Source organism: Pseudomonas sp. IT-P74 (assembly GCF_949768175.1).
Classification (GTDB): Bacteria; Pseudomonadota; Gammaproteobacteria; order Pseudomonadales; family Pseudomonadaceae; genus Aquipseudomonas.
Window position 1 is genome coordinate 47,795 of sequence record NZ_CATKQD010000011.1, and the last position, 21,586, is coordinate 69,380.

Annotated in this window: 22 protein-coding genes and 1 pseudogene; 11 read left to right on the forward strand and 12 right to left on the reverse strand. The window is 56.8% G+C overall.

Going from position 1 to position 21,586, the window contains the following annotated elements:
• Positions 1 to 218 precede the first annotated feature (218 nt).
• From ACM6J5_RS08880 to ACM6J5_RS08895, 4 genes are read right to left on the reverse strand one after another with little or no spacing between them, the layout of a single operon-like run.
• Entirely contained in the window at positions 219 to 1,307 is a 1,089-nt protein-coding gene (locus ACM6J5_RS08880; protein WP_095943617.1) for an ABC transporter ATP-binding protein, read from the reverse strand.
• 39 nt (positions 1,308 to 1,346) lie between these two features.
• Entirely contained in the window at positions 1,347 to 2,144 is a 798-nt protein-coding gene (locus tag ACM6J5_RS08885) for an ABC transporter permease (protein WP_414928222.1), read from the reverse strand.
• Positions 2,141 to 3,061, reverse strand: coding sequence for an ABC transporter permease (locus tag ACM6J5_RS08890; protein WP_414928534.1), 921 nt, complete (start codon positions 3,059 to 3,061; stop codon positions 2,141 to 2,143). The genes ACM6J5_RS08885 and ACM6J5_RS08890 overlap by 4 nt, the downstream gene beginning before the upstream one ends.
• 23 nt (positions 3,062 to 3,084) lie before the next feature.
• Positions 3,085 to 4,212 carry an extracellular solute-binding protein gene (locus ACM6J5_RS08895; protein ID WP_414928223.1) on the reverse strand — a complete coding sequence of 376 codons (1,128 nt, stop codon included), beginning with the start codon at positions 4,210 to 4,212 and terminating at the stop codon, positions 3,085 to 3,087.
• 432 nt (positions 4,213 to 4,644) lie between these two features.
• On the opposite strand from ACM6J5_RS08895, the gene ACM6J5_RS08900 reads away from it, so the two are divergent.
• From ACM6J5_RS08900 to ACM6J5_RS08910, 3 genes are all read left to right on the forward strand, one after another.
• Entirely contained in the window at positions 4,645 to 5,427 is a 783-nt protein-coding gene (locus ACM6J5_RS08900) for a creatininase (protein WP_414928224.1), read from the forward strand.
• A gap of 79 nt (positions 5,428 to 5,506) precedes the next feature.
• The gene (gene gabP / locus ACM6J5_RS08905) at positions 5,507 to 6,901 is read left to right on the forward strand and encodes a GABA permease (RefSeq protein WP_095943622.1); all 1,395 of its coding nucleotides are present in this window, start codon (positions 5,507 to 5,509) and stop codon (positions 6,899 to 6,901) included.
• A gap of 308 nt (positions 6,902 to 7,209) precedes the next feature.
• Positions 7,210 to 8,226 (forward strand): GlxA family transcriptional regulator, encoded by a 1,017-nt coding sequence (locus ACM6J5_RS08910; RefSeq protein WP_095943623.1) that lies wholly within the window; start codon positions 7,210 to 7,212, stop codon positions 8,224 to 8,226.
• A 162-nt stretch (positions 8,227 to 8,388) separates the two neighbouring features.
• Here ACM6J5_RS08910 and ACM6J5_RS08915 read toward each other — a convergent pair whose 3' ends face one another.
• The 4 genes from ACM6J5_RS08915 to ACM6J5_RS08930 form a co-directional block, all read right to left on the reverse strand.
• Positions 8,389 to 9,729: an MFS transporter gene (locus ACM6J5_RS08915; protein WP_414928225.1), complete on the reverse strand. Its 1,341-nt coding sequence runs from the start codon at positions 9,727 to 9,729 to the stop codon at positions 8,389 to 8,391.
• A gap of 205 nt (positions 9,730 to 9,934) precedes the next feature.
• On the reverse strand, positions 9,935 to 11,146 hold the full coding sequence (locus tag ACM6J5_RS08920; RefSeq protein ID WP_108217669.1) for a M24 family metallopeptidase: 1,212 nt from the start codon (positions 11,144 to 11,146) through the stop codon (positions 9,935 to 9,937).
• 220 nt (positions 11,147 to 11,366) lie between these two features.
• Positions 11,367 to 12,392, reverse strand: coding sequence for a GlxA family transcriptional regulator (locus tag ACM6J5_RS08925; RefSeq protein WP_414928226.1), 1,026 nt, complete (start codon positions 12,390 to 12,392; stop codon positions 11,367 to 11,369).
• Positions 12,393 to 12,420: 28 nt separating this feature from the next.
• The gene (locus ACM6J5_RS08930; RefSeq protein WP_414928227.1) at positions 12,421 to 13,797 is read right to left on the reverse strand and encodes an L-serine ammonia-lyase; all 1,377 of its coding nucleotides are present in this window, start codon (positions 13,795 to 13,797) and stop codon (positions 12,421 to 12,423) included.
• 91 nt (positions 13,798 to 13,888) lie between these two features.
• Between ACM6J5_RS08930 and ACM6J5_RS08935 the strand changes: the two genes are divergently transcribed.
• The 5 genes from ACM6J5_RS08935 (at position 13,889) to ACM6J5_RS08955 (ending at position 16,343) form a co-directional block, all read left to right on the forward strand.
• Positions 13,889 to 14,434 carry a RecT family recombinase gene (locus ACM6J5_RS08935; protein WP_414928228.1) on the forward strand — a complete coding sequence of 182 codons (546 nt, stop codon included), beginning with the start codon at positions 13,889 to 13,891 and terminating at the stop codon, positions 14,432 to 14,434.
• Between the two features lie 21 nt (positions 14,435 to 14,455).
• On the forward strand, positions 14,456 to 14,704 hold the full coding sequence (locus ACM6J5_RS08940; RefSeq protein WP_224790011.1) for a hypothetical protein: 249 nt from the start codon (positions 14,456 to 14,458) through the stop codon (positions 14,702 to 14,704).
• Positions 14,704 to 15,366: a lambda exonuclease family protein gene (locus tag ACM6J5_RS08945; RefSeq protein ID WP_150672760.1), complete on the forward strand. Its 663-nt coding sequence runs from the start codon at positions 14,704 to 14,706 to the stop codon at positions 15,364 to 15,366. The genes ACM6J5_RS08940 and ACM6J5_RS08945 overlap by 1 nt, the downstream gene beginning before the upstream one ends.
• A gap of 2 nt (positions 15,367 to 15,368) precedes the next feature.
• On the forward strand, positions 15,369 to 15,962 hold the full coding sequence (locus ACM6J5_RS08950; protein ID WP_150672761.1) for a hypothetical protein: 594 nt from the start codon (positions 15,369 to 15,371) through the stop codon (positions 15,960 to 15,962).
• Between the two features lie 69 nt (positions 15,963 to 16,031).
• On the forward strand, positions 16,032 to 16,343 hold the full coding sequence (locus ACM6J5_RS08955) for a hypothetical protein (protein WP_150672762.1): 312 nt from the start codon (positions 16,032 to 16,034) through the stop codon (positions 16,341 to 16,343).
• Between the two features lie 48 nt (positions 16,344 to 16,391).
• Here ACM6J5_RS08955 and ACM6J5_RS08960 read toward each other — a convergent pair whose 3' ends face one another.
• Positions 16,392 to 16,901, reverse strand: a complete 510-nt coding sequence (locus tag ACM6J5_RS08960; RefSeq protein ID WP_414928229.1) for a hypothetical protein — start codon at positions 16,899 to 16,901, stop codon at positions 16,392 to 16,394.
• A gap of 477 nt (positions 16,902 to 17,378) precedes the next feature.
• Entirely contained in the window at positions 17,379 to 17,810 is a 432-nt protein-coding gene (locus ACM6J5_RS08965; protein WP_150672764.1) for a hypothetical protein, read from the reverse strand.
• A 100-nt stretch (positions 17,811 to 17,910) separates the two neighbouring features.
• Here ACM6J5_RS08965 and ACM6J5_RS08970 point away from each other — a divergent pair, with 100 nt between their 5' ends.
• Positions 17,911 to 18,678 (forward strand): phosphoadenosine phosphosulfate reductase family protein, encoded by a 768-nt coding sequence (locus ACM6J5_RS08970; RefSeq protein WP_150672765.1) that lies wholly within the window; start codon positions 17,911 to 17,913, stop codon positions 18,676 to 18,678.
• Positions 18,679 to 18,680: 2 nt separating this feature from the next.
• On the opposite strand, the gene ACM6J5_RS08975 is transcribed toward ACM6J5_RS08970, so the two are convergent.
• The gene (locus ACM6J5_RS08975) at positions 18,681 to 19,652 is read right to left on the reverse strand and encodes an HNH endonuclease (protein ID WP_414928230.1); all 972 of its coding nucleotides are present in this window, start codon (positions 19,650 to 19,652) and stop codon (positions 18,681 to 18,683) included.
• Positions 19,653 to 19,754: 102 nt separating this feature from the next.
• On the opposite strand from ACM6J5_RS08975, the pseudogene ACM6J5_RS08980 reads away from it, so the two are divergent.
• Positions 19,755 to 20,676: pseudogene (locus ACM6J5_RS08980) on the forward strand (DNA cytosine methyltransferase).
• A gap of 13 nt (positions 20,677 to 20,689) precedes the next feature.
• Here the strand turns inward: ACM6J5_RS08980 and ACM6J5_RS08985 are convergent.
• Positions 20,690 to 20,986, reverse strand: a complete 297-nt coding sequence (locus ACM6J5_RS08985; RefSeq protein ID WP_414928231.1) for a hypothetical protein — start codon at positions 20,984 to 20,986, stop codon at positions 20,690 to 20,692.
• 84 nt (positions 20,987 to 21,070) lie between these two features.
• On the opposite strand from ACM6J5_RS08985, the gene ACM6J5_RS08990 reads away from it, so the two are divergent.
• Positions 21,071 to 21,502, forward strand: a complete 432-nt coding sequence (locus ACM6J5_RS08990; RefSeq protein WP_414928232.1) for a hypothetical protein — start codon at positions 21,071 to 21,073, stop codon at positions 21,500 to 21,502.
• The last annotated feature ends 84 nt before the right edge of the window (positions 21,503 to 21,586 follow it).

Here is a 21,586-nt window from a genome sequence, read left to right on the forward strand (position 1 = left end):
AATCCTCCTCTGGATTTTCACAAGCGAGTATTTACTTGAGCCCCAGTGGTCCTCTGCGCTACGAGAGTCCAGCAACAGCCGGTGGGGGGAAAAGTAGGGGGAATCCATTTCATGGACCAAAATCACCCTCGAAGAACCCGAGTTGCTGACTGCCCATTGGCCCACTGCCGATTCAAGTGGTGCGCTTGCATTATCACGCCTGTTTGCAAGCCAACGAGTCAGTCCCCACGCAGAATCAGTGCATGCGCGCCATCCCACTCGGCGAAGATTTTTTGCCCGCAGTGCACGCCGAGCAAGCTGTAATCGGCATGCCGTTTCTGCACCTGCAACTCAAGCCCGCCGCTGGCTTCGAGATAAATGTTGACCATCGAACCGATGAACTCTTCACCGATGACGGTGCAGTTCAGCCGGTTGCGTCGCATAGGCTGCGCGGTCAGGTCGATATGCTCGGCGCTTACGCAGACCGTAACGCGCTCAGCGGGAACAACGGTTTTACCCTCCGGCAGCCGCGCCAGGAATCCACCGTGCTGCGAATCGAGGCAAACCAAACCGCTATCGTCGAAGCCAACGACAGTGCAATCAAGGATGTTTTTACCGCCAACGAACTCGGCAACGAAGCGGTTGTGAGGCTCAAGGAAAACTTCCTGCGGCGAGCCGATCTGTTCGACCCGGCCTCGACTCATGATCACTACTCGATCGGCCATTGCAAAGGCTTCGGATTGACTGTGAGTGACGTAGACAAAAGTGATACCCAGGTCCTTCTGCAGTCCAGTCAGCACGCCTTGCATGCGCACACTCAGATGAGCGTCGAGGGCGCTCAGGGGCTCGTCGAGCAGCAGGATCGGCGGTTCGGTGACCAACGAGCGCGCCAACGCCACGCGTTGCCGCTGGCCACCGGAGAGCAGGCTTATATCGCGAGTGGCGAACTCCTCCAATCCAAGCCGCTCAATCCACAGTAGTGCCTTCTTGCGTCGCTCAGCCTTGGCCATCCCTCTCATTCGCAGACCGAACTCGACGTTCTCCAGCACGTCAAGAAACGGGAACAGCGCCAGGTTTTGCCAGACCAGCGGCGTCTCCCGTTCCCAGGAGTAGAGATCATTGATGCGCTCACCGTTAAGACGAATTTCGCCTTCACTGGGTTTATCCAGCCCCGCGAGCATGCGCAGCGTTGTGGTCTTGCCGCAGCCGCTCGACCCCATGATCGCGACGAACTCACCTTTGTAAATCTCCAGGTTCATACGCTCGACAGCCTGATAGCTACCGAAATGTTTAACCACGTTGTCGAATACCACCAACGGTTGAGTCATGGCTGAATCCTTCGTGTTCGGATGATTGTCAGGTTGGTATCAGGCACTGGCGGGCTTACGCCGCCGCATCAACAGCAGTTGCGCGAGGATCACCAGGGTCATGGTCGTGATAAAGACGATGGTGCCGATTGCGTTGATGGTCGGGCTCACCTGTCCTTGCAGCGTATTGAGGATGCGCAAGGGCACCGTTTCGTTAAGCCCCGACACGAACCAGGCGACAGCGAACTCATCGAAGGAAACGGCCATGGTCACGAACAGCGCGGCGAAAATGCTCGGCGCCGTGAATGGCAGGATCACATAACGCATGGCCTTCCATTGATTGGCCCCCAGGTTCCAGGCCGCCGCCTCAATGTTCGGATCCATCTGCGCCAGGCGCATCCTGATGACCGCCATTGCGAACGGTGCGCACATCACGATATGGCTGATCATCACCGCGTAGATCTCGCCGGAAAGTCCGACCCGCGACAGGAAGGCCAGCATCGCCAGCCCCATGATCACCACCGGAATGGTGGGCGGCAGTAGCGCAAGCGCCATGTAGATCGACTTGCCGAAGAACGAGTAACGGAAGTCCGTGTAAGCCGCCGTAAACCCAAGCAGAGTTGAGACCAGCGACACGACCACACCCACCGTCAGGCTGTTCCTGAATGCCTGCCAGACCGCCGGATCGCTGGCGATCAGCTCGTACCAGTGCAGGCTGAAGCCGCCCAGCGGCAAGGAAGGGAAACGGTCAATGTTGAACGAGAACACGAAGCTGCCGGCAATCGGCAAAAAGATGAAGAGGAACACCAGTACGACAAAGCTGCGAAGCAAGAAGTTAATTAGCCGATGCTCGTTCATGCGCGTCTCCGGTAAGCGAAGCGAACCGCACCAAAAGCCGCGATGAGCAACGTCACAATCATCATCGTTGCGATCACCGCCGCGCGTGGCCATTGCTGGCCGGACTTGGTGGTGTCAGTAATCAGCGTACTCAAGGTCGGCGGCTGACCACCCCCCAGGTAGAGCGGGCTGACAAAGTCGCCGAAGGTCAGGATGAAGCAGAACAGCGCCGCAACCACGATGCCGATCCGCGCCGACGGCACCACCACCAGCAGCACCGTTCGCAATCGTCCGCAGCCGAGGTTGTGCGCGGCCTCAATCAACGAACGATCGATGTACATCAAGCTGAACAGTTGCAGCAAAACCACCAATGGCAGGCACAGCGTGAAATAACCGACATAAGTACCGATCGCCGTATTCAACATGGCAAACGGCTCCAGCCCAAGCAGACCGAGCGCTGCATTGAAGATGCCGTTATCGCTGAGGAACACCTGCCATGAATAGGTGCGCACCAGATAGCTGGTGAAGAACGGAGTGACCAGCAGCAACACCAGCAACTGCTTTGCCGACTCGCGGAATTTGAAGGCGATCGTATAAGCGCAGGGAAAGGCCACCAGGCTGACCAGCACAGTGGCACCCGCCGCCATGGCGAGTGTATGGACGTAAGCATCCCAAAAGAAGCCGCGGCTGAGCATGTAGCTCCAGTTTTGCCACTCGAACGTCGGCACCATCCTGAAGTTACGTACAAGCCAAAAACTGATGGCCACCAGAAATGCCAGCGGAAATACGAAGAAAATCAATTGCCAGATCAGGATAGGCATCGAGAAACAGAGGCCAAACCAGGGCAAGCGCCACACCCTCCTTGAACGGCGCTCTGTTCGGGCACCTGCATTACCGGAGAGTACCGACGGTGAAGTCTTCAACTTGTCTGAAATCATAGCGACCACCTCCACTCGTCTCGTCAAGCACCCTTGTATTGCGACCAGAAGTCATTCCACTCATCCAGACTCTGCCGGACCGGGAGTTCGCGGTACTTGATACGACCATCGCGTATGTCATCCATGACGTTGCGCTGGCCGAGCAGCATGCCCTGGCGCTTCGCCTCGGCGGGATCGGTCTGGTTCAGCAGTTCCCAGCCCTTTTTGCTCGGGATCAGCGCTGGATAAGCGGCCATCTTCGCCGACTTGACCTGGCCTTCAGGTGAAGTGATGTATTGGATGAACTTCTTCGCCAGCTCCGGGCTGTGGGCTTTTTTAGCGATGCAGTAAGACTCCGTCCATTGCAACCCGCCCTCCTTCGGCAATACGGTTTTCACCGGTGCGCCGGCACGTTGCAAGACACCGGTGATCCAGTCGCCGATGCCGCACATGGCATGGATCTGACCGTTTTTCAGTGAAGAAAAGGTTCCGCCGTAATCGAAGAAACCGCCGATTTGCGCACGCAAGCTCATCATCTTCTGCTGCACCGTTTGCCAGTGCGCGGTATCGATGTCGTACGGGCGCGCGTTGCCATTCATCAAGCTGATCTGTCCGAGATTCGGCAGGTGCCAGTCGAAGTGTCCAACCTTGCCCTTGAGGCTTTCGTCCCAGAACACGTCATAGCTGTGCACCTTGGCTTCGGGAACGAGTTGGGTGTTGTAGGCGATGCCGAGGAAGCCAAAGCGAATCAGGACCGAGTAGAGCTTGTCCCCCTGCCAGTGGCCGGGGAAATGCTGGAACTCCGGGTAGAAGTCATCGAAGGGGTAGTCAGCGGGGTCAAGTTGCTCGATGTACTCGGCGGCATTGAGTTGCTGGACATATTCGGCATCGGACAGAATCAGGTCGAAAGTGCCCGGCGGGGACTGTGAGATCAACCCCAGCATGTTGTCGCCGCCGGTGTAGTACTTGGCCCGGACCTTGACCCCATATTGGCGCTCGAAATCAGCGACGATGTCCGGCTCTGCGTGTCCGGCCCATGCGAGTATGACCAGTTCTTTTTCCGCTGCGGCGAAGCTTCTCAAGGGCAGCAAACCAGAAAGCGCGGCGGTGCCTGCCAGAATACTGGTGGTCTTGAAGAATGTACGGCGTGAAAGGTCGATGCGATTTTTCATTATTGTCTCGCCTGGTGATGGAAAGTGGCTCAGATGAAAAGTGCTCCTGTCCGTCTCATCCTTTTGCTCTTGCCTGCTGCCTGCTATCGCTGCCAACCACGGCATCATTCGCTGGCTGGATGCATTGCAGCAGGTCGCCATCACCCGTTTTTGTGCACGCTCGACCTGGACTTTGTCAGATCCGACTCATGCCCCTTCTCACGCAAAAGCGACGAGCCTTAATCCGATAACCGGACAGAAATGACAAATCAGAGGGTGATTTGTCATTTACGGGTCGGATTTAGACAATTCTGCACCCTCCCCCTCTGATCGAATTGATTCATGCGCCGCCTTCGATTCCTGCAATCTGGAAGGTCGGCCAGACGATAGGCAAACGCCCCCAACCGCCGGTTGAAAATTACCAACGGTCAAACGCTTTCAGAGGCTGTATAGATGAACAACAGTGTCGTTATTGGAGAACTCACCTGGCCTGCGTATGCAGAGAAGGTCGCTGCCGGCAGCCCAATCTTTCTGCCCGTCGGTGCACTGGAACAGCATGGACATCACATGTGCATGGAAGTCGATGTGCTGCTGCCTACCGCGATATGCAAAGCGGTAGCGCAGAATGTCAGCGGCCTGGTCTTGCCTGCCCTCGCCTATGGCTACAAGTCTCAGCAGAAATCAGGCGGCGGCAACCACTTCCCGGGAACAACCAGCCTCGATGGCGCCACGCTGACCCATACCGTGCAGGACATCATCAGAGAACTTGCCCGCCATGGCGCACGCAAACTGGTGATGATGAACGGGCACTTTGAAAACTCGATGTTCATTGTCGAGGGCATAGACCTTGCCCTTCGGGAGCTTCGCTACGGTGGCATCAACGACTTCAAGGTCGTCGTGCTGTCCTATTGGGACTTCGTCAACGACCCTACCGTCATCGAAAAGTTATATCCCGAGGGATTTCTCGGCTGGGATATCGAGCATGGCGGAGTTTTCGAAACCTCTTTGATGCTGGCCCTGCACCCCGACAAGGTCGATCTGAGTAGTGCGGTTGATCATCCTCCCGCGACCTTCCCGCCTTACGACGTATTTCCCATCATCCCTGAGCGCACGCCGGCCTGCGGAACACTGTCATCCCCTAAAGGTTCCAGTCGCGAGAAAGGCGAGCTGATTCTCGAAGTCTGTGTCTCTGGCATCAGCGCCGCTGTGCGCGAGGCTTTTGATTTGGACACCTGAAGAACACACGGACGTGCCGAAACGAGTACTCACGGTTATTGCTTCACCCTCTCCAAGTAAAATAAAAAGGGTAAGTCTCATGTCCAGCAGCTCAACCTTGGCCCCAGGCCTCAAGCAGCGTCACGTCACCATGCTGTCCATTGCCGGTGCCATTGGCGCCGGCCTGTTCATCGGTTCAGGACACGCCATCGCCTCGGCGGGGCCGGCCGCCATCCTGGCGTACATTTTTTCCGGCACCCTGGTCGTGCTGGTGATGCGCATGCTGGGAGAGATGGCCGTAGCGTCGCCCGATACAGGATCGTTTTCGACCTACGCCGAGCGGGCGATGGGACGCAGCGCCGGCTTCACCATCGGCTGGCTGTACTGGTGGTTCTGGGTACTGGTCATTCCGATTGAAGCCATCGCCGCTGCCGCCATCTTGCACGCCTGGTTTCCCGCCATTCAGACCTGGGAGTTCGCCATAGCGGTCACGGGCCTGCTGACATTGACCAACCTGTTCAGTGTCGCCCGGTACGGGGAGTTCGAGTTCTGGTTCGCCATGCTCAAAGTCATCGCGGTTCTGGGGTTTATCGCGCTTGGCGCACTTGCCCTGGTGGGCGGATTACCGGATACGACGGTGAGTGGGGTCGTTCAACTAAGTCATGAGTTCGGTGGTTTCATGCCCAATGGCATGACCGCCGTCATCGGCGCGATGCTCACCACCGTGTTCAGCTTCATGGGCACGGAAATCGTCACCATTGCCGCTGCCGAATCGCAAAACCCCTCCAAACAGATCACCCGCGCGACCAACTCCGTCGTCTGGCGAATGGGGATTTTCTATATCGTCTCGGTATTCCTCATCATCTCCATCGTCCCCTGGAACGACCCCATGCTCATGGAAGTCGGCTCTTATCAGAGGGCGCTCGAGTTGATGAACATTCCACACGCGAAAATGATCGTCGATATCGTCGTGCTGATTGCTGTAGCCAGCTGCCTCAACTCAGCCATCTATACCGCGTCACGCATGGTCTACTCCCTGAGCAAACGCGGTGATGGTCCTCGAGTACTGCAGAAGACGTCGTCTTCAGGGGTGCCTTATATCGCGGTGCTGGCCAGCACAGCGGTCGGTTTTCTGACCACGGCACTCAATTACTTTGCACCCAACGAAGTCTTCTCCTTCCTCCTGGCCAGCTCCGGTGCCGTTGCGCTGCTGGTCTATCTGGTCATCGCTGTTTCGCAACTGGTACTGCGCAAGAAGATGAATGCTTCGCGGCAACCGATCGCGTTCAAGATGTGGTTTTTCCCCTGGCTCAGCTACCTGGTCATTGCCTGCATCTTGAGCATCCTGGTGGTCATGCTGATCTTGCCGCAGCATCGCATGGAAGTGGTTGCGACGGGTGCGCTGACACTGTCCATCGTCTGTATGGGCGCAATCTTCAACTCCAGGAAGAAGACAGTGCAAGCCGTCGACATCGCACGAACCGAAAACGCTTGAAGCGCTATCCCCGATAGTAACACTCATCCTCGTTCACCTCTTTCCGGCCGTTCTCCACCACGGAGCTGGCCGGTTTTTTTGTTGATCACTCATGCCTTACTCCCCACGTTTTCTACACCCCCTCCAGCCAATCGAGACTCATGACATCTTGCGTGCGTATTCCTTTCGTCGCGGTCCATTGTCCGGACACACACAGTAAAATCCTGAAGCCTGTAAACAGGGCTTACAATCACAAAAACGAGATGACGTTGCCCGTATCGGCAGCTTGCCGCGGCGCATGTCACTGATGCAGTTGAGGAGCGGTAATAATGGCGAAACTCCAGGTGGCGAAACCCGCCGCAGGACGTTCGGCGAATGAACAACGACCGGTGAAAACCGTGGGTTTTCTGGTCATCCCCAACTTCACCACCATCGGCTTCGCCTCCGCCGTGGAAACACTGCGCATGGCCAATCTGGCCGCACGCAAACCGATGTTCCGTACGGTCATCATCGCCGCCAGCCTGGAGCCGGTGACGGCCAGCAACGGCATGCGCATCCTGCCTGACCATACCATCACCGATGCACCCAAACTCGACATGCTGTTCGTTGTCGGATCAAACCCGATCGTCTCCAATCACGGCAGCCGACCACTGCTCAATTGGCTACGCAAGCTGGCGCATGATCAGGTACCACTGGGCGGGATCTGCACCGGCAGCCACTTGTTGGCGCGCGCCGATCTGCTCAAGGGCTATCGCTGCACGATTCACTGGGAAGATATCGAAGCACTGAAGGAGCGTTTTCCGGGGATCATCATTTCCAACCAGTTGTTCGAGCTGGACCGTGATCGCTACACCTGCTCCGGTGGCGTGGCCTCCATGGACATGACCCTGCAGCTGATTGCCCGCGAACCTGGTGGTCGCGATATCGCAGCCCATGCGGCCGAGTTGTTGTTGTGTGATCGGGTACGCAATGCACAGGAACAACAGCGAGTGCCATTGCGGCAAAAGCTGGGTACCTCGCAGCCCAAGCTCAGCCAGATGGTGGCGATCATGGAAGCCAATCTCGAGGAGCCGGTGGGCCTTGAGGAACTCGCGCGGTTGAACGAGGTGTCGGTGCGCCAGCTCGAACGCCTGTTTCACAAGCATCTGCAGCGCACGCCGAGTCAGTACTACCTGGAATTGCGCCTCGCACGGGCGCGTCAATTATTGCTGCGCAGCGAATCGCAGGTACGTGATATCGCCCTCGCCTGCGGTTTCGTTTCCCCGGCGCACTTCTCCAAATGCTACAGCCGTTTCTTTGGCGTATCGCCGATGGGTGAGCGCAAGCAAGTAGCGGCGGTGCATTGATTGGCAGGTTGGCATTCAACATTGATGTCAGCTGGAATGGCCTCTTCGCGAGCAGGCTCGCTCCTACATTTATCTTTAGTGAACACAGAATGTGTGTCCGCTAAAGATCCCTTGTGGGAGCGAGCCTGCTCGCGAAGTCATCCTCGAGGACACCTCAGTCTGTCAGTCCTGCAACGCCTTATGCGCCGTTTCCCGGCTCGCCAGCATGGCAATCAATGCCACCGCCGCTGCCGCCAGCAGATACCAGGCCGGGGCCATTTTGTTGCCGGTCAGTTGAATCAGCCAGGTCGCGATAAACGGCGCGGTGCCGCCAAACACCGCGTTGGCGATGTTGAAGCTGAAGGCGAAACCACTGAAGCGGACGCGGGTGGGAAATATCTCGGCGAGGAAACACGGCAAGGTGCCGTCGTTCATCGCCAGGATCGCGCCGAAAGCAATCTGGATCATCAGAATCACCATCAGCGGTTGATTCTCCAACATCCCGAACAGCGGAAATGTCAGCGCCAGGAACAATACTGAAGCGGTCAGCAGCATGGTTTTGCGCCCGAACCGATCCGACAGTTTGCCCATCAGAAAGATCAGCCCGATGTAGGTCGCCAGGGATACCGTGGACGCCAGGAACGAATCACTTTCGCTCATGCCCATTTCGGTGGACAGGTAGGTTGGCATGTAGCTGAGCAACAAGTAGAACGCTACCGCATTCAGGCAGGTCGCGCCGATCCCGATCATCACACTGCGTCGGTGCACGGTCAGCAATTCGCGAACCGGAGCGTGGGTTGCGCATTCCTTTGCTTCAAGGCGTTTTTCCATCTCCAGAAACTTGGGCGTGTCTTGCAGACTCATGCGGATGTAGCGCCCCACCAGCCCAAATGGCGCTGCCAGCAGAAAGGGTAAACGCCAGCCCCAGCTGTGCAGATCCTCGACACTCATCCACGCATGCAGACCGGCGACAAAGACCGCGCCGAAGAGCAAACCAGCCGCCGTACTCGCCGGGACAATGCTGGTGTACAAACCGCGTTTACCCTCGGGCGCATACTCGGCGAGAAACGCCGATGCCCCGGCGTATTCACCTGAAGCGGAAAAACCCTGGAACAAGCGAATCAGCAACAACAAGGCCGGTGCCCACAGGCCGATATGGTTGTAGGTCGGCAGGATGCCGATGCAAAAGGTCGAGATCGACATGATCAGAATCGACCAGGACAGCGCACTACGCCGCCCGTATTTGTCACCGAAGTGGCCCCAGACCAGTCCCCCCAGCGGGCGGACGATAAACGACAGCGCAAACACGGCGAACGTCGCCAGTAGCGCGGTCGTCTTGTCGGTTTGCGGAAAAAACGTGAGCGCGATGACGGTTGCCAGATAGCCGTAGGCCGCATAGTCGAACCACTCGACGAAATTGCCCATGAAGCTGGCACTGGCCGCGCGCCGCAGGGCCTTGCGCTCGGCGGTCTGTTCAAGTTTCTGCGCCAGGGTCGGCGTCAGGCTTGCGCTTTGGGTGTTCATTGGGCACCTCCGGTGTCAGAGGTGTGGTTATCGAAACGAAGAGTCGAGGCGTAGAACATGACAAAACCCTCTATTGTTTTACTTGGCAGGGTTAAGGTTCAGTAGATGCTGCGCGTTTTTTAGCGTGCATACGTTATTTTTTCGCTAGTACACAACCATTCCTCAAAAAGAAACGCCGCACAGGTTCACTGTGCGGCGCGGGATCTTACTTCTTGATGATGTTGTGTTCCGGGCCATACGGGAACTTGGTGATGTTTTCCCCACCCTGTTCGTTGACAATCAGGATGTCGTGTTCACGATACCCGCCGGCACCCGGAAGGCCTTCGGGCAGCATGATCATCGGTTCAATGGACACCACCATCCCTGGCTCCAGCACCGTGTCGATGTCTTCGCGCAATTCCAACCCGGCTTCGCGTCCGTAGTAATGGCTCAGCGTACCGAAGGAGTGGCCGTAGCCGAAGGTGCGGTATTGCAGCAGATCGTGTTCCAGGAAAATCTCGTTCAATTGCAGCGCGATATCGCAGCAGCGCATGCCTGGCTTGATCAGCTTCAGACCGGCCTCGTGCACTTTGACGTTAACTTCCCATAAGCGCAGATGCTCATCGGAGCAGTGGTCCAGGAACAAGGTACGTTCCAGTGCGGTGTAGTAACCGGCAATCATCGGGAAGCAGTTAAGGCTGAGGATGTCGCCCTTGTTGACCTTGCGCGACGTGACCGGGTTATGTGCACCATCGGTGTTGATACCGGACTGGAACCAGGTCCAGGTGTCCATCAGTTCGGAATCCGGGAAAGTGCGGGCAATTTCGCGCACCATCGCCTGAGTCGCATGCAGGGCTACTTCGTATTCTGGCACCTGATCACGCAAGGCTTCGACGATGGCCGCACCGCCGATGTCCGCGATGCGTGCGCCATGACGGATGATCGCGTGTTCTTCGGCGGACTTGATCATGCGCATACGCATGCACGGTGCGGCGATATCCACCAGCTCAGCCTGCGGATAGCGGCTGGCGAGTTTGTCGCGATTGAGCAAGTTCAGATGGTCGAATTCGATGCCGATGCGCCCGGCCTTGGGCAAGGCTTGCTGGATCGCGACGAAGTAATTGTCGCGCTGCCAGTCGGTGTAGACGATGTTTTCGGTGCCGACGGTACGGCGCCATGGCTGACCGCCATCAATGTTGGCGCTGATGGTCACGGCGCTGTCCTGGGTCACGACCAGCGCGTACTGACGCCCGAAGGAGCAGTACAGGAAATCGCTGTAGTAGTTGATGTTGTGATAAGACGTGAAGACTGCCGCGTCAATATTGTTCTGCGCCAGATAAGCCCGCAATTTGGCCTGGCGGTTGGCATATTCCTGAGCCGAGAACGTCGGGTTCACTTTTTCGCCGTTCTTGATCTGGATGGTTTTCGGCATTTGCATGTCATTTATCCTTGTCATTGATTGAGCAACAGAAGGCGCCAATCTGGCGGGCCGTTGAAGATCATTCGAACAGATGCAAGGTGAGGTTTTTTGTGCGAATCCGACCTGTAGTTGGTCATATCCGCTGTCTGCGAATCGGGTCCCCGAGTCCCCCGGCAGAAACAAAAATGCCCCCGGCAAGCGCAATAAAAGCCGCTTGGCGGAGGCATTGGCAACGCAGTCAGTGCGCGAGCGTGCTTGCTCGCGATGTGGCCGGTGTGTTCAACATTGCTACCCGCTGATTCTGCGCCTTCGTGAGCAAGCTCGCGCCCATATGATCGCGAGGGTGTGCTCCGAAGTATTGGCGATAGCAGCGCGAGAAATGTTGCACCGAGACGAAACCGCACTCCCCGGCGACATCTGACAAAGCATGTTCACCGGCCCGCAACAACTGGCGCGCCTGTTGCAGCCGCAAGTCCAGGTAGTGTCGGGACGGCGAACAACCCAGACTGCGCTTGAACAGCCGTTCCAGATGTCGCCGGGAAATGCCCATGGTGTCGGCCAGTTCGTCGATACCCAGCGTTCGGCGCAAATGCTCGTTCATTAATGCCAGTGTTGCTTGAAGTTTTTCCGGGGCGTCATGCAGGGGAAGTAGCGGCCGGGCCTGGCGTGCTGCATGTTTTTCCATCCGCAGTATCAGACCACGACCGTGGGTCCGGGCGAGAAGCTCGTGCATCAACCCTTGAACGGCCTGCGGGCCGACGCAGGTCAGACGCTGGCGATCGACACAGAACGGCGCTGCTACCGGCGTCAACTTGCGAAAAGCAGCAAAGGTCAGTGATGGGGTGGGCTGCGGCAAACTGCAGCGGAAACCATCCAGCGCGCCAATCTGCGCCAGCAGCCAACCGGCCTTACCCAACGCCCCCAGGCTGATCGGCTGCCTCGCCCAGTGGTTCAGTTGCTGGAGCAAGTCTGGATATTCGGTTTGAAGATGCAGGTTATCTCCACCGCAGAGGATCAATATATCGAACATTTGTGCCTGATCCAGTCGTGCAGTGGCGGTTGCGATGCCGTTGCTGGCGTTCAGTTGCTGTCCGTCCAGGCTAAGCATTTGCCATTGGCAAACATTGCACCCCGCCAACTGATTGGCCAGGCGCAATGGCTCCAGCGCATTGGCAAGGGCATACAAATCGAAGGCTTCCATCAACCAGAAACCAATACGCAGCACCGGCGGTTGTGGCCGGCCAGACTCGGTCAGTTGCAGCATGTTCCACTCCCCCGTTGGTCAAGGTAACTCAGCATTCGATGGAGTTGACCGCCAGCCCGCCACGGGAGGTCTCTTTGTATTTGTCATGCATGTCGGCACCGGTATCGCGCATGGTGCGGATGACCCGGTCAAGAGAAATGAAATGTGTTCCGTCACCGCGCAAAGCCATCTGCGCAGCATTGATCGCTTTCACCGCCGCAATAGCGTTGCGCTCAATGCACGGTACCTGCACCAGGCCCCCGACGGGATCGCAGGTCAGTCCGAGGTTGTGTTCCAGGCCAATTTCCGCAGCGTTTTCCACTTGCTCGGGACTGGCTCCGAGGATTTCCGCCAAGCCCGCAGCAGCCATTGCGCAAGCCGAGCCGACTTCGCCCTGACACCCTACTTCCGCTCCGGAAATCGAAGCGTTGCGTTTGCACAAAATGCCCACCGCGGCAGCAGCGAGGAAATAGTCCACGACGTCGCTGTCCTTGGCTTCGGGGCAGAACTTCATGTAGTACTGCAATACCGCCGGAATAATCCCTGCCGCTCCGTTCGTGGGGGCGGTCACCATACGCCCGCCGGCAGCGTTTTCTTCATTGACTGCCAGGGCAAACAGATTCACCCACTCCATGGCGCTCAAGGTCGATCCGATGACATTGGGTTTGCCGATTTCCAGCAGGCTGCGGTGCAGACGCGCCGCGCGGCGCTGCACATTCAATCCTCCGGGCAAGACACCTTCATGCCGCAGGCCCGCGTCCACGCAATTGCGCATCGCCTGCCAGATCTGCGCCAGCCCGTGGCGGATGTCTTCTTCACTGCGCCATACCCGCTCATTGGCCAGCATCAGCTGGGAAATACGTAGCCCATGAGCCTTGCACTGGCTCAGCATCTGCGCGGCAGTGCCGAAGTCGTAGGGCAGTTCGCTCTGATCCCGATCGAGCCGGCCACTGGCGGCTTGCTGTTGATCTACGACAAAGCCACCGCCGATGGAGTAGTAGGTTTCGCACAACAGCGGTTGATCCTCGGCAAATGCGCTCAAGGTCATGGCGTTGGGATGGTATGACAGGTTTTCATCCAGCAGTCGCATGTCCCGCTGCCAGATAAAAGGCACACGGAACTCGCCGGCCAATAGCAGGCATTGTGTCTCGCGCAGATCCAGCAAGCGTGGCTCGATCAGCAGCGGGTCGACTTTATCCGGCCACTCCCCCATCAACCCCATGATCACCGCTTTATCGGTGCCATGGCCGATACCCGTGGCCGACAGCGAACCATACAACCGCACTTCGATACGCTGCACTTGCGCCAGCATTTCCCGTTCGCGCAAGGCCTCGACAAATAGAGCCCCGGCACGCATCGGGCCGACGGTATGGGAGCTGGAGGGGCCGACTCCAATCTTGAACAAGTCAAAAACACTGATAGCCATCGTCGATCTCCGCGCCGCTTCAAAGGTGACAGGAACTCACCCGATTGTCGGCGTCAGGAATCATCAAGGCGTGTCAGATATCGACCCCTAAGTGCTCGCCACTACCAATGGCGAGCTGGATGTGTTGCTCGCACTAGCCTTTGCGGTTGCGCAGAAGACGTTCATCGTCAATGGCGGTGCATTGAGCTATGAGGCGCAATTCGTCAACGCAGTGATCACCGCCAAGGCTCCAGTCAAGGGTCGCTTGAACTTCGAGTGGTTCGGCGCCTGGGAAAACGTCATCGGCAAGATGCGCGAAGTCACCAGCAGGACCAAGAAGGACGAGGACACTGGCGAGTTCAAGAAGTACCGTGTTCCGGGCTGGAGCTTTGACGACGAGAAAGGCCTTGGGATTAAGGTCTGGGCAACCTTCAAGGGTGAAGACGAGCCACGCATTCTGGAGCCTCTGCTCACCCAGGTCCGCACGCGGAACTCCACACTTTGGGCGGAAGATCCCAAGCAGCAGATTGCCTACCTGGTAACTAAAAAATGGGCGCGACTCTTCTGCCCTGACGTCATCCTCGGCGTTTATACACCCGATGAATTCGAAGACTCGTACGGCGGTGAAATCGATATCACCCCTGCGAAGCAGGCTTAAAATACCACTGCCGCTGCTGGTGTGTCGTTCGGCCCGAAATCCCCGTCGCCGGAAATCGATGGAGTATTCGCAGACCTATTGGTCGTCGCGAGGCGGCAGGACATCGAAGCCTATGCGACAGCCTGGGCAGGCCTAAAGCCCAAGCAGCGCGCAGCGATCGGTCTGGAATGCCACGAAGCGCTCAAGAACATGGCGGCAACCGTTGATGGCGACTTTACCGATCTGACTGGCACCAACGACGACCTGTCTCAGGTCGAGGAAGCGGCGTAGTGAGAACGGAACTTCAGGGCACTGAAAAGTGGCGTGCAGACCGATCTGGCCGAGTGACAGCCAGTCGGTTCAAAGATGTGATTGCCTGGGGGAAGCCTGACAAAAATGGGAAGCGCGAGCCTATGGGTGCGCGCACCTCATACATGCGCGAACTGTGCTTCGAGCGATTGGCAAAGAAGTCCAAGCACAACGTCAGCAGCGCATCCATGAAGTGGGGCCACACCGAAGAACAGAAGGCTCAGGACGCCTACGAGATGCTGACCGGCAACATCGTCATACCGTCAGGGTTCATCGTCCACCCGAAGTACGACTGGCTCGGCTGCTCGCCAGACGGGCTGATCAATGACGACGGTGGCACAGAGTCGAAGTGCCCCTTCAATGAGGCGATACACGTTAGGACTTGGCTCGAAGGCATGCCCGAGGAACACATGCCGCAGGTCCAGGGCTGCATGTTCGTTACGGGACGGAAATGGTGGGACTTTCTGTCGTTCGATTCTCGTCAAGACGAAGAGTGCCAGCTCTACATCGAGACGGTTTACCGCGACGAAGACTACATCGCCAATCTGCACAAAGAGCTGGTCCAGTTCAACCTGGAGCTGAATCGCATGGTTGATGAGGTCGCGGACAAAGCGCGGGCACAAGCCCACAGATTAGGAGCTTGAGCATGATCAGCAACCATCTCAACCTGGTTGAGCAGCTTCGACCCAAGTCGAACGAACTGACGGCCCAGGTCGAGCAGTACCTAGCCGCTGGCGGCAAGATCGAAGAAGCCGCCCCCTACAACTACAAGCCCAAGCCGATCAGCTACAGTAACCAGATGCCGCCGGCACCGAAGCCATTTGTTCGGCGACGGGTTGAAGCGCCTCCCCCGCCACCAGATGCATTCGATGCCCGCCAGCAGGCACGCGAAAGGTTGGTCGATCAAATTCGTGGGTTGAGCAGTACACAAACCCAAGTGGAAGTTGCGGCAGTCGTCGGCGTCAGCAGGAAAGCTATCTACAACATCGCCAAAGAGCATGGCATCACATTCCAGCGCCCAACCCGGGGAGGCGCGAATGACGCGCTGCGCAAGGAGCAAGCAGATGCCAGAGACGCGAAATATGCCGAGCGGATCAGGGCTTTCATGGAACTGGGCATCACCCGGCGCCAGTGCTGCGGGAAGCTGGCCATCGGCAACAAAGCCTTCGAGCGGATCATTGCGGCCCACGACATCGACTACCCGAAAGCGCGCCGAGGTAGTACTTCATGCGCCGCATAGCTCGCGTCCAACAACGCAAACGACAAACCTGGTTGGCATTGCCGGCCAGCGGCATAGAAGAGGTATCCCATGGCAGCGGCGCAGAAAGATCGATTGGCAAAGACTGCGGCGAGGCGAAAGACTCGCGGCGAGGAAGAATTGCGAATGCATGTCATGGCCGGCACCCGGCAAGCGCTGGCTGACTTGATGGCCTGGCACGGCATCGAGGAACAGGGCGAGGCAATGACGCTGATGATTCATCATCTTCATGCGTTAGGGCCTCAAAAGTCCACGCCCCTGCTGGAGCCGCCGCGACACGAAATCACGATTAGCGAAAACGTGTCGCGGAAGCTGGAACTTGCCTACAACCGCGAAGCTCTGCGCATTTGTCACGACGAATAACCCAGACTTATTGGACCATTAACTTCCGAACTATTCTTGAGTTTTTTACTAAGATTTATTTCGTTGAAAAGATTCCAGCAACATTGGCACGCCGCTATATTCTGGATCATTTCCAGTGTTTTGGATTACAAACATCAAGTCCGCTTCAGCAGAATCTATATCTCCCATCATGAAACGTGCGGTCGCCCTTGAAATATAAGGCGTATAAAACTCAGGCTCATCGTTTATCATAGAGCTAGACTCTTCAATTATTGATGCCCAGTCTCGCAGCTCTGTAAGGGCCTGAATCTTTGGAAGCCAGTCTGCCAATTCATCTGAGACAATCGTCCTATTCCCCGTCACCGTAGTTTTTACACCGCGATAAGAGTATCGAGTTGAAACGTTACGTTGCGCATTAACGGCCCTCAATCTCAACTCGTCTAACTGCCTCTGCTTTTCTTCGACCTGATGCTTGTATTCATCAACGCTCTTCAATAATGCGTTCTTACCTGACACCAACTCATCTATTTTACCGTCCTTTATCTCATCGATCTTACCTTCAAAATACCCAACTCCCATTGTCGAAAAAATAACGAGAGCCGCCCCAATATAACCAACCTACTTAAATATAAAACTCCAGTTTTCAAGACTCATATCCGCTCCATCCGGCTCCATGCCGGTCACCCGTAATACCCCAACCAAAACCAAATTGCCACCATCGGTCACGTAGAGCGGTGTCATCCAGTTACTTGCTTGCGAAGCGAAGCATGATACCGCCCACACAAAGACCCGTAATTGCCTTGACGATGGCATACCCAGGCCCACCGCACTCGACGTAGCGGTATATCGAAGTGACCAGGAAAATGGTTGATACCATCAGGATGAAAATCGAGATCCCGCGCTGGACTCGAATTCTCTCTTTATTGCTATAGACGTACATCTGGCCCTCCCTGGGACTTCCGGTTCCAAGCACAACAATACCTTCCGCTGCGCATCCGGTCACGGAGGGCGGTGCCTAATCAATACCGAAATTATCACCAGCAATAGGCAGCTGGGTCAGGTTCGCGCAACGAATTCAATCCAAAAAACTAGTTCTGCTGGAATTTCTCCGCCATCAGCGGCGCGAATTGTTACTTCTTCTTCACTAGGGATCTCAGGATCTTCAGGCGAGATTGCTACAACGCCATGCAATTCAAATTTCTCGTCATCAATCCAATAAACGACGCCTTGGTTATCACCATACAAGGCGAATCGCTTTGCCACCTCGTAGGAACGTGTCGTGGAGACGGAGCATCCACCATACAACCCTGCGTCGATCTGATGTGCCGCGACTCGGTTGGCTTCTGTTGGCCCACGGGTGAAGCGACCGTTACGGCTAATGCGGCCATCGCGGAGCGCCAAAACCTCTATTTCACCGTGCATATTTCTGGGGAGGATTCTCCCATTATTAGCATCGTGTTTTGCCTTGCACTCACCACGATAAAGCATCGAATCCCCCTCGAACCGGCCCCATGCCGGGCCGAACACAAATACCCCACTTCAACGAATCACGCCAGCCGGCGAGCCCGGTGCCTGGCTGGAGATTACTATGCACGTCCTATTCTGCAGCTACGGGAACGATTCCATCGCCCTGATCCAGTGGGCGCATGAGCGCGGCTTGAAGAATGTCTTCTGCCTCTACTCGGATACTGGATGGGCAGTAAGTTGGTGGCCTGAGCGCGTGGCCGCCGGCGAGGCGCTAGCCCAGAGTTATGGTTTCACGACCGATCGCACCGAGTCGGAAGGAATGCTCGACCTAGTAAAGAGAAAGCGCGGCTGGCCTGGCGCCGGCGGTCAAGGTCAGTTATGCACCTCTGAGTTGAAGGTGCTACCCGCGCTGGCCTGGCTTGATGAGCGTGACCCTGAACGGTTGGCAACGGCCATGACCGGAGTCCGAAGGTCAGAAAGCGCCCACCGGGCGGATGCGCCAGAGCACGTCGTTGAGTCCGAGCGACACGGCGGCCGGGAGCTATGGCAGCCGCTGGTGCGGCACGACGACGCGATGCGCAATGAACTGCTGGCCCGCGCGGGCTTCGAGGTTCTACCCCACCGGTCCCGCGAATGCGATCCCTGCATCAACGCCAATATCGATGAGCTGAGACTTCTGTCCGATGACAGAATTCAGCTCATCGACATCACTGAGCGCGAACTGGGGTTCACCGCCAAGGGCAAGCCCCGTGTGATGTTCCGCGCAGCGCGCCGGAAGAACGCGGTTGGCATCCGAGCTGTGCTGCAGTGGGCAGAAGCGCCCAGGGCGCGAGATCAGATGCAGCTATTCCCAGCCAGCAAGTGCGATTCAGGCTATTGCGGAGGTTGATTCTACCGCTCTCTCAATCTCCGATGCTCCACCCTGTGGCAGTTCGCACATAGGCATTTGAGCTGGTCCAGCGTAGTAATATGCCCCTCCTGCATCTCCGCCAGGCTGGTTTCATGATGATGAACTTCAATGCAGGCCGCCCCATGCTCCCCATATGTTTGCATCGGATCTAGAAGACAGAGCTCGCAGAAGAGTTTCCCATGCCTTTTCAGAAAGTCCGATTTCTTGGCTCTTGTAAGCCCTGCGGCTCTCTCCTTGCGCAAGTGAACTACCAGCTTCTGTCGACCCTCCACCCATAAAGTTTCATCTGCATATTCTGGCAAGCGCTCAGAAGAAGGCTGGTCGCCCTTGGCAACAATTTCATACCCCGCTTCCTCCAATAACTCGAAAAAAACAGTTCCTAGACCACCCGAAAAGTCGACAGGGGTTATCGCTCTACCCAAAGCTCTAGACGCGGCAAGGCCGAACACCTGCTTTGGCGGAAGACGTATCCCTCCTTCAGCAATGAGGTCATAGTCAGTAGACGGTCCAAAACCAGGCACATCTACTCCCGCAAGAAGGTCTTGCACTGCGAACCAAACGTACTCTGCTGTAACACTCCTAAGGAGTGGTGCTGGCAAACGTTTAGCTTTCTCTGGCGGTTCCTCAAGCTGCGTACGGTACTTTAGGTCTGGCAATACAACCAACCGGCCAGCGATGTCTTTTGAATGGAGCGATCTATTGCTGCTGCTCCCTGATGGGAGCCGGCAGCGTATAGCAAAACCTTTGCCTGCATATGCAGCAAGCTCAGCTGCATCGAATACTTCGACATGGGTGCTTTTGCTATTTCCTACTGGGTATACGCGATAAGACCTGATCCCCGTAACGTCATCTCGCTGAAAGATAGGGCGTATCTTGCGACCTAGAGAGTCCTCAAAGTAAACAGCCCTTGATAACAACTGATCGCCTATCTCAATTACGTCCGCAGAACCCATCGCTCCCTCTTCCACGTCTGTCGCCATGCGAGTGCTGGCATCCCATCCAAATCTTATCTCACTTACACCAGCCCGGAAGGCTCAGGGCTGTCTGGAGTATCAATGACTACTGCAATTGATTTGTTCGCCGGTCTCGGCGGATGGTCAACCGGTGCCCGCAATGCCGGTATTGAGGTTTTATGGGCCGCCAATCACTGGCCTGTTGCGGTTGAGTGGCACAGCACCAACCACCCGGACGCCATTCACATCTGCCAGGACTTGCACCAGGCGGATTGGTCGAAGGTTCCCGCTCACGACATCATGCTGGCCTCGCCGTGCTGCCAAGGTCATTCGAAGGCGCGCGGTAAGAAATCTGGGAACGCTCAGCACGACGCATCGCGGTCAACAGCCTGGGCGGTTGTGTCGGCTACCGAGTTCCACCGGCCTGAAGTGGTGCTGGTCGAGAACGTCGAAGAATTTACGGACTGGGCCTTGTACCCTGCCTGGTCGCAGGCAATGGCAGCGTTGGGCTACATGATCGCGCCGCATGTCGTTGATTGCGCAGATCTCGGCGTACCACAACACCGCGCGCGCCTGTTTCTGGTTTGCACCCGGAGCAAGGCACCGCTGAACCTTCAACTTCACCAGCGCCGGCATGTGCCAGCCTCATCCTTCATCGATTTCAAAGCGGGCAAGTGGAGCCCGGTTGTGAAGCCGGGCCGGGCTGAATCGACCCTGCTCCGCGTGAAGAATGGCCGGGAGCGCTTCGGTGATCGTTTCATCATGCCCTATTACGGGTCCGGCTCTGGTCTGACTGGCCGCTGCCTTGAACGTCCAATTGGGACCATCACCACACTGGATCGGTGGGCCCTGGTGCGGGGGGGATGAGATGCGAATGCTTTCGGCAAACGAGGCCCTTGCCGCCATGTCGTTCCCGGCCGACACGAAACGCCCGGATAATCACCGGCTGACCATGCACATGACCGGTAATGCGGTGCCGCCACTTGCAGGCCAGCGAATCGTCGAGGCACTAATGCTGGCCTAAAATAAAAGTACTCTCATTTCAGTTTCGGCAAATCGCTGATGGTATGAGTGACGTTTGAGCCAATATCTGAAACCTCGATTTTTTGATTGCCATTTTCATCCATTACGATTTTTAGTTGCCCACCAGTGGCCCCGCTTGCAAATAGGGGGTACAGAATTGCTCCGCCCTCAATAGCGTTTACAGCCTGTTCAAAAGTAATGATTTCGTGTTGACCTGTTGCCTGGTTGTTGCCACTCACGGGGTTCCATTGAAACTCAACTACCTCACCGTTCTTGTTGATGCGAACTGCCGATACTAAATACATAGCCATAACGCCACTCCTTTCTTGAACGCTCAACTGTAGCTCATCCCTTACTACCCTTCAGCCCGGGCATGCCCCGGCATAGGACGCCCCGTGCCCAAAGAAAGCAAACTCACCTTGAAGCGCCATCGCGCCGAGCAAGTCAACCAGGTGATCCGGATCATCGCCGACCATGGCCGCCGGTTCTTCTACAGCCAAGCCGTAAATCGCTACGTCAGCATGGAAGTCGATGCTCGGGGCAAGGTCTGGTTTATCGACGACTACAGCGGCAAGCGCATCTTCACGCATGACACGGTGTGGGGCGCGAAATGGCGCGGCTTCAGCCACGGCGGCACGCTGAAGGATCTGGTCAAAGAATTTCGGGATTACATTTGCACCTGCGAGCCGCTGCATCCTGGCTTTCTTGGGCCCGAGCGTTTCAACGACAGCAACATCTGGGGTTATGACGAGGCCGGAATGATGGCTGTGAGAGAGCGGGCCGGCGCTATTCCAGTCTTCCGTCAGCCAGTCGCGGGAGCCGCATGAAGCGCATGTACCTCAGCGGCCCCTGGCCGGCTTGCCCGGCCTCAACTTCCTCGCCGATGACATCATCAGCCACTGCGCCGACGG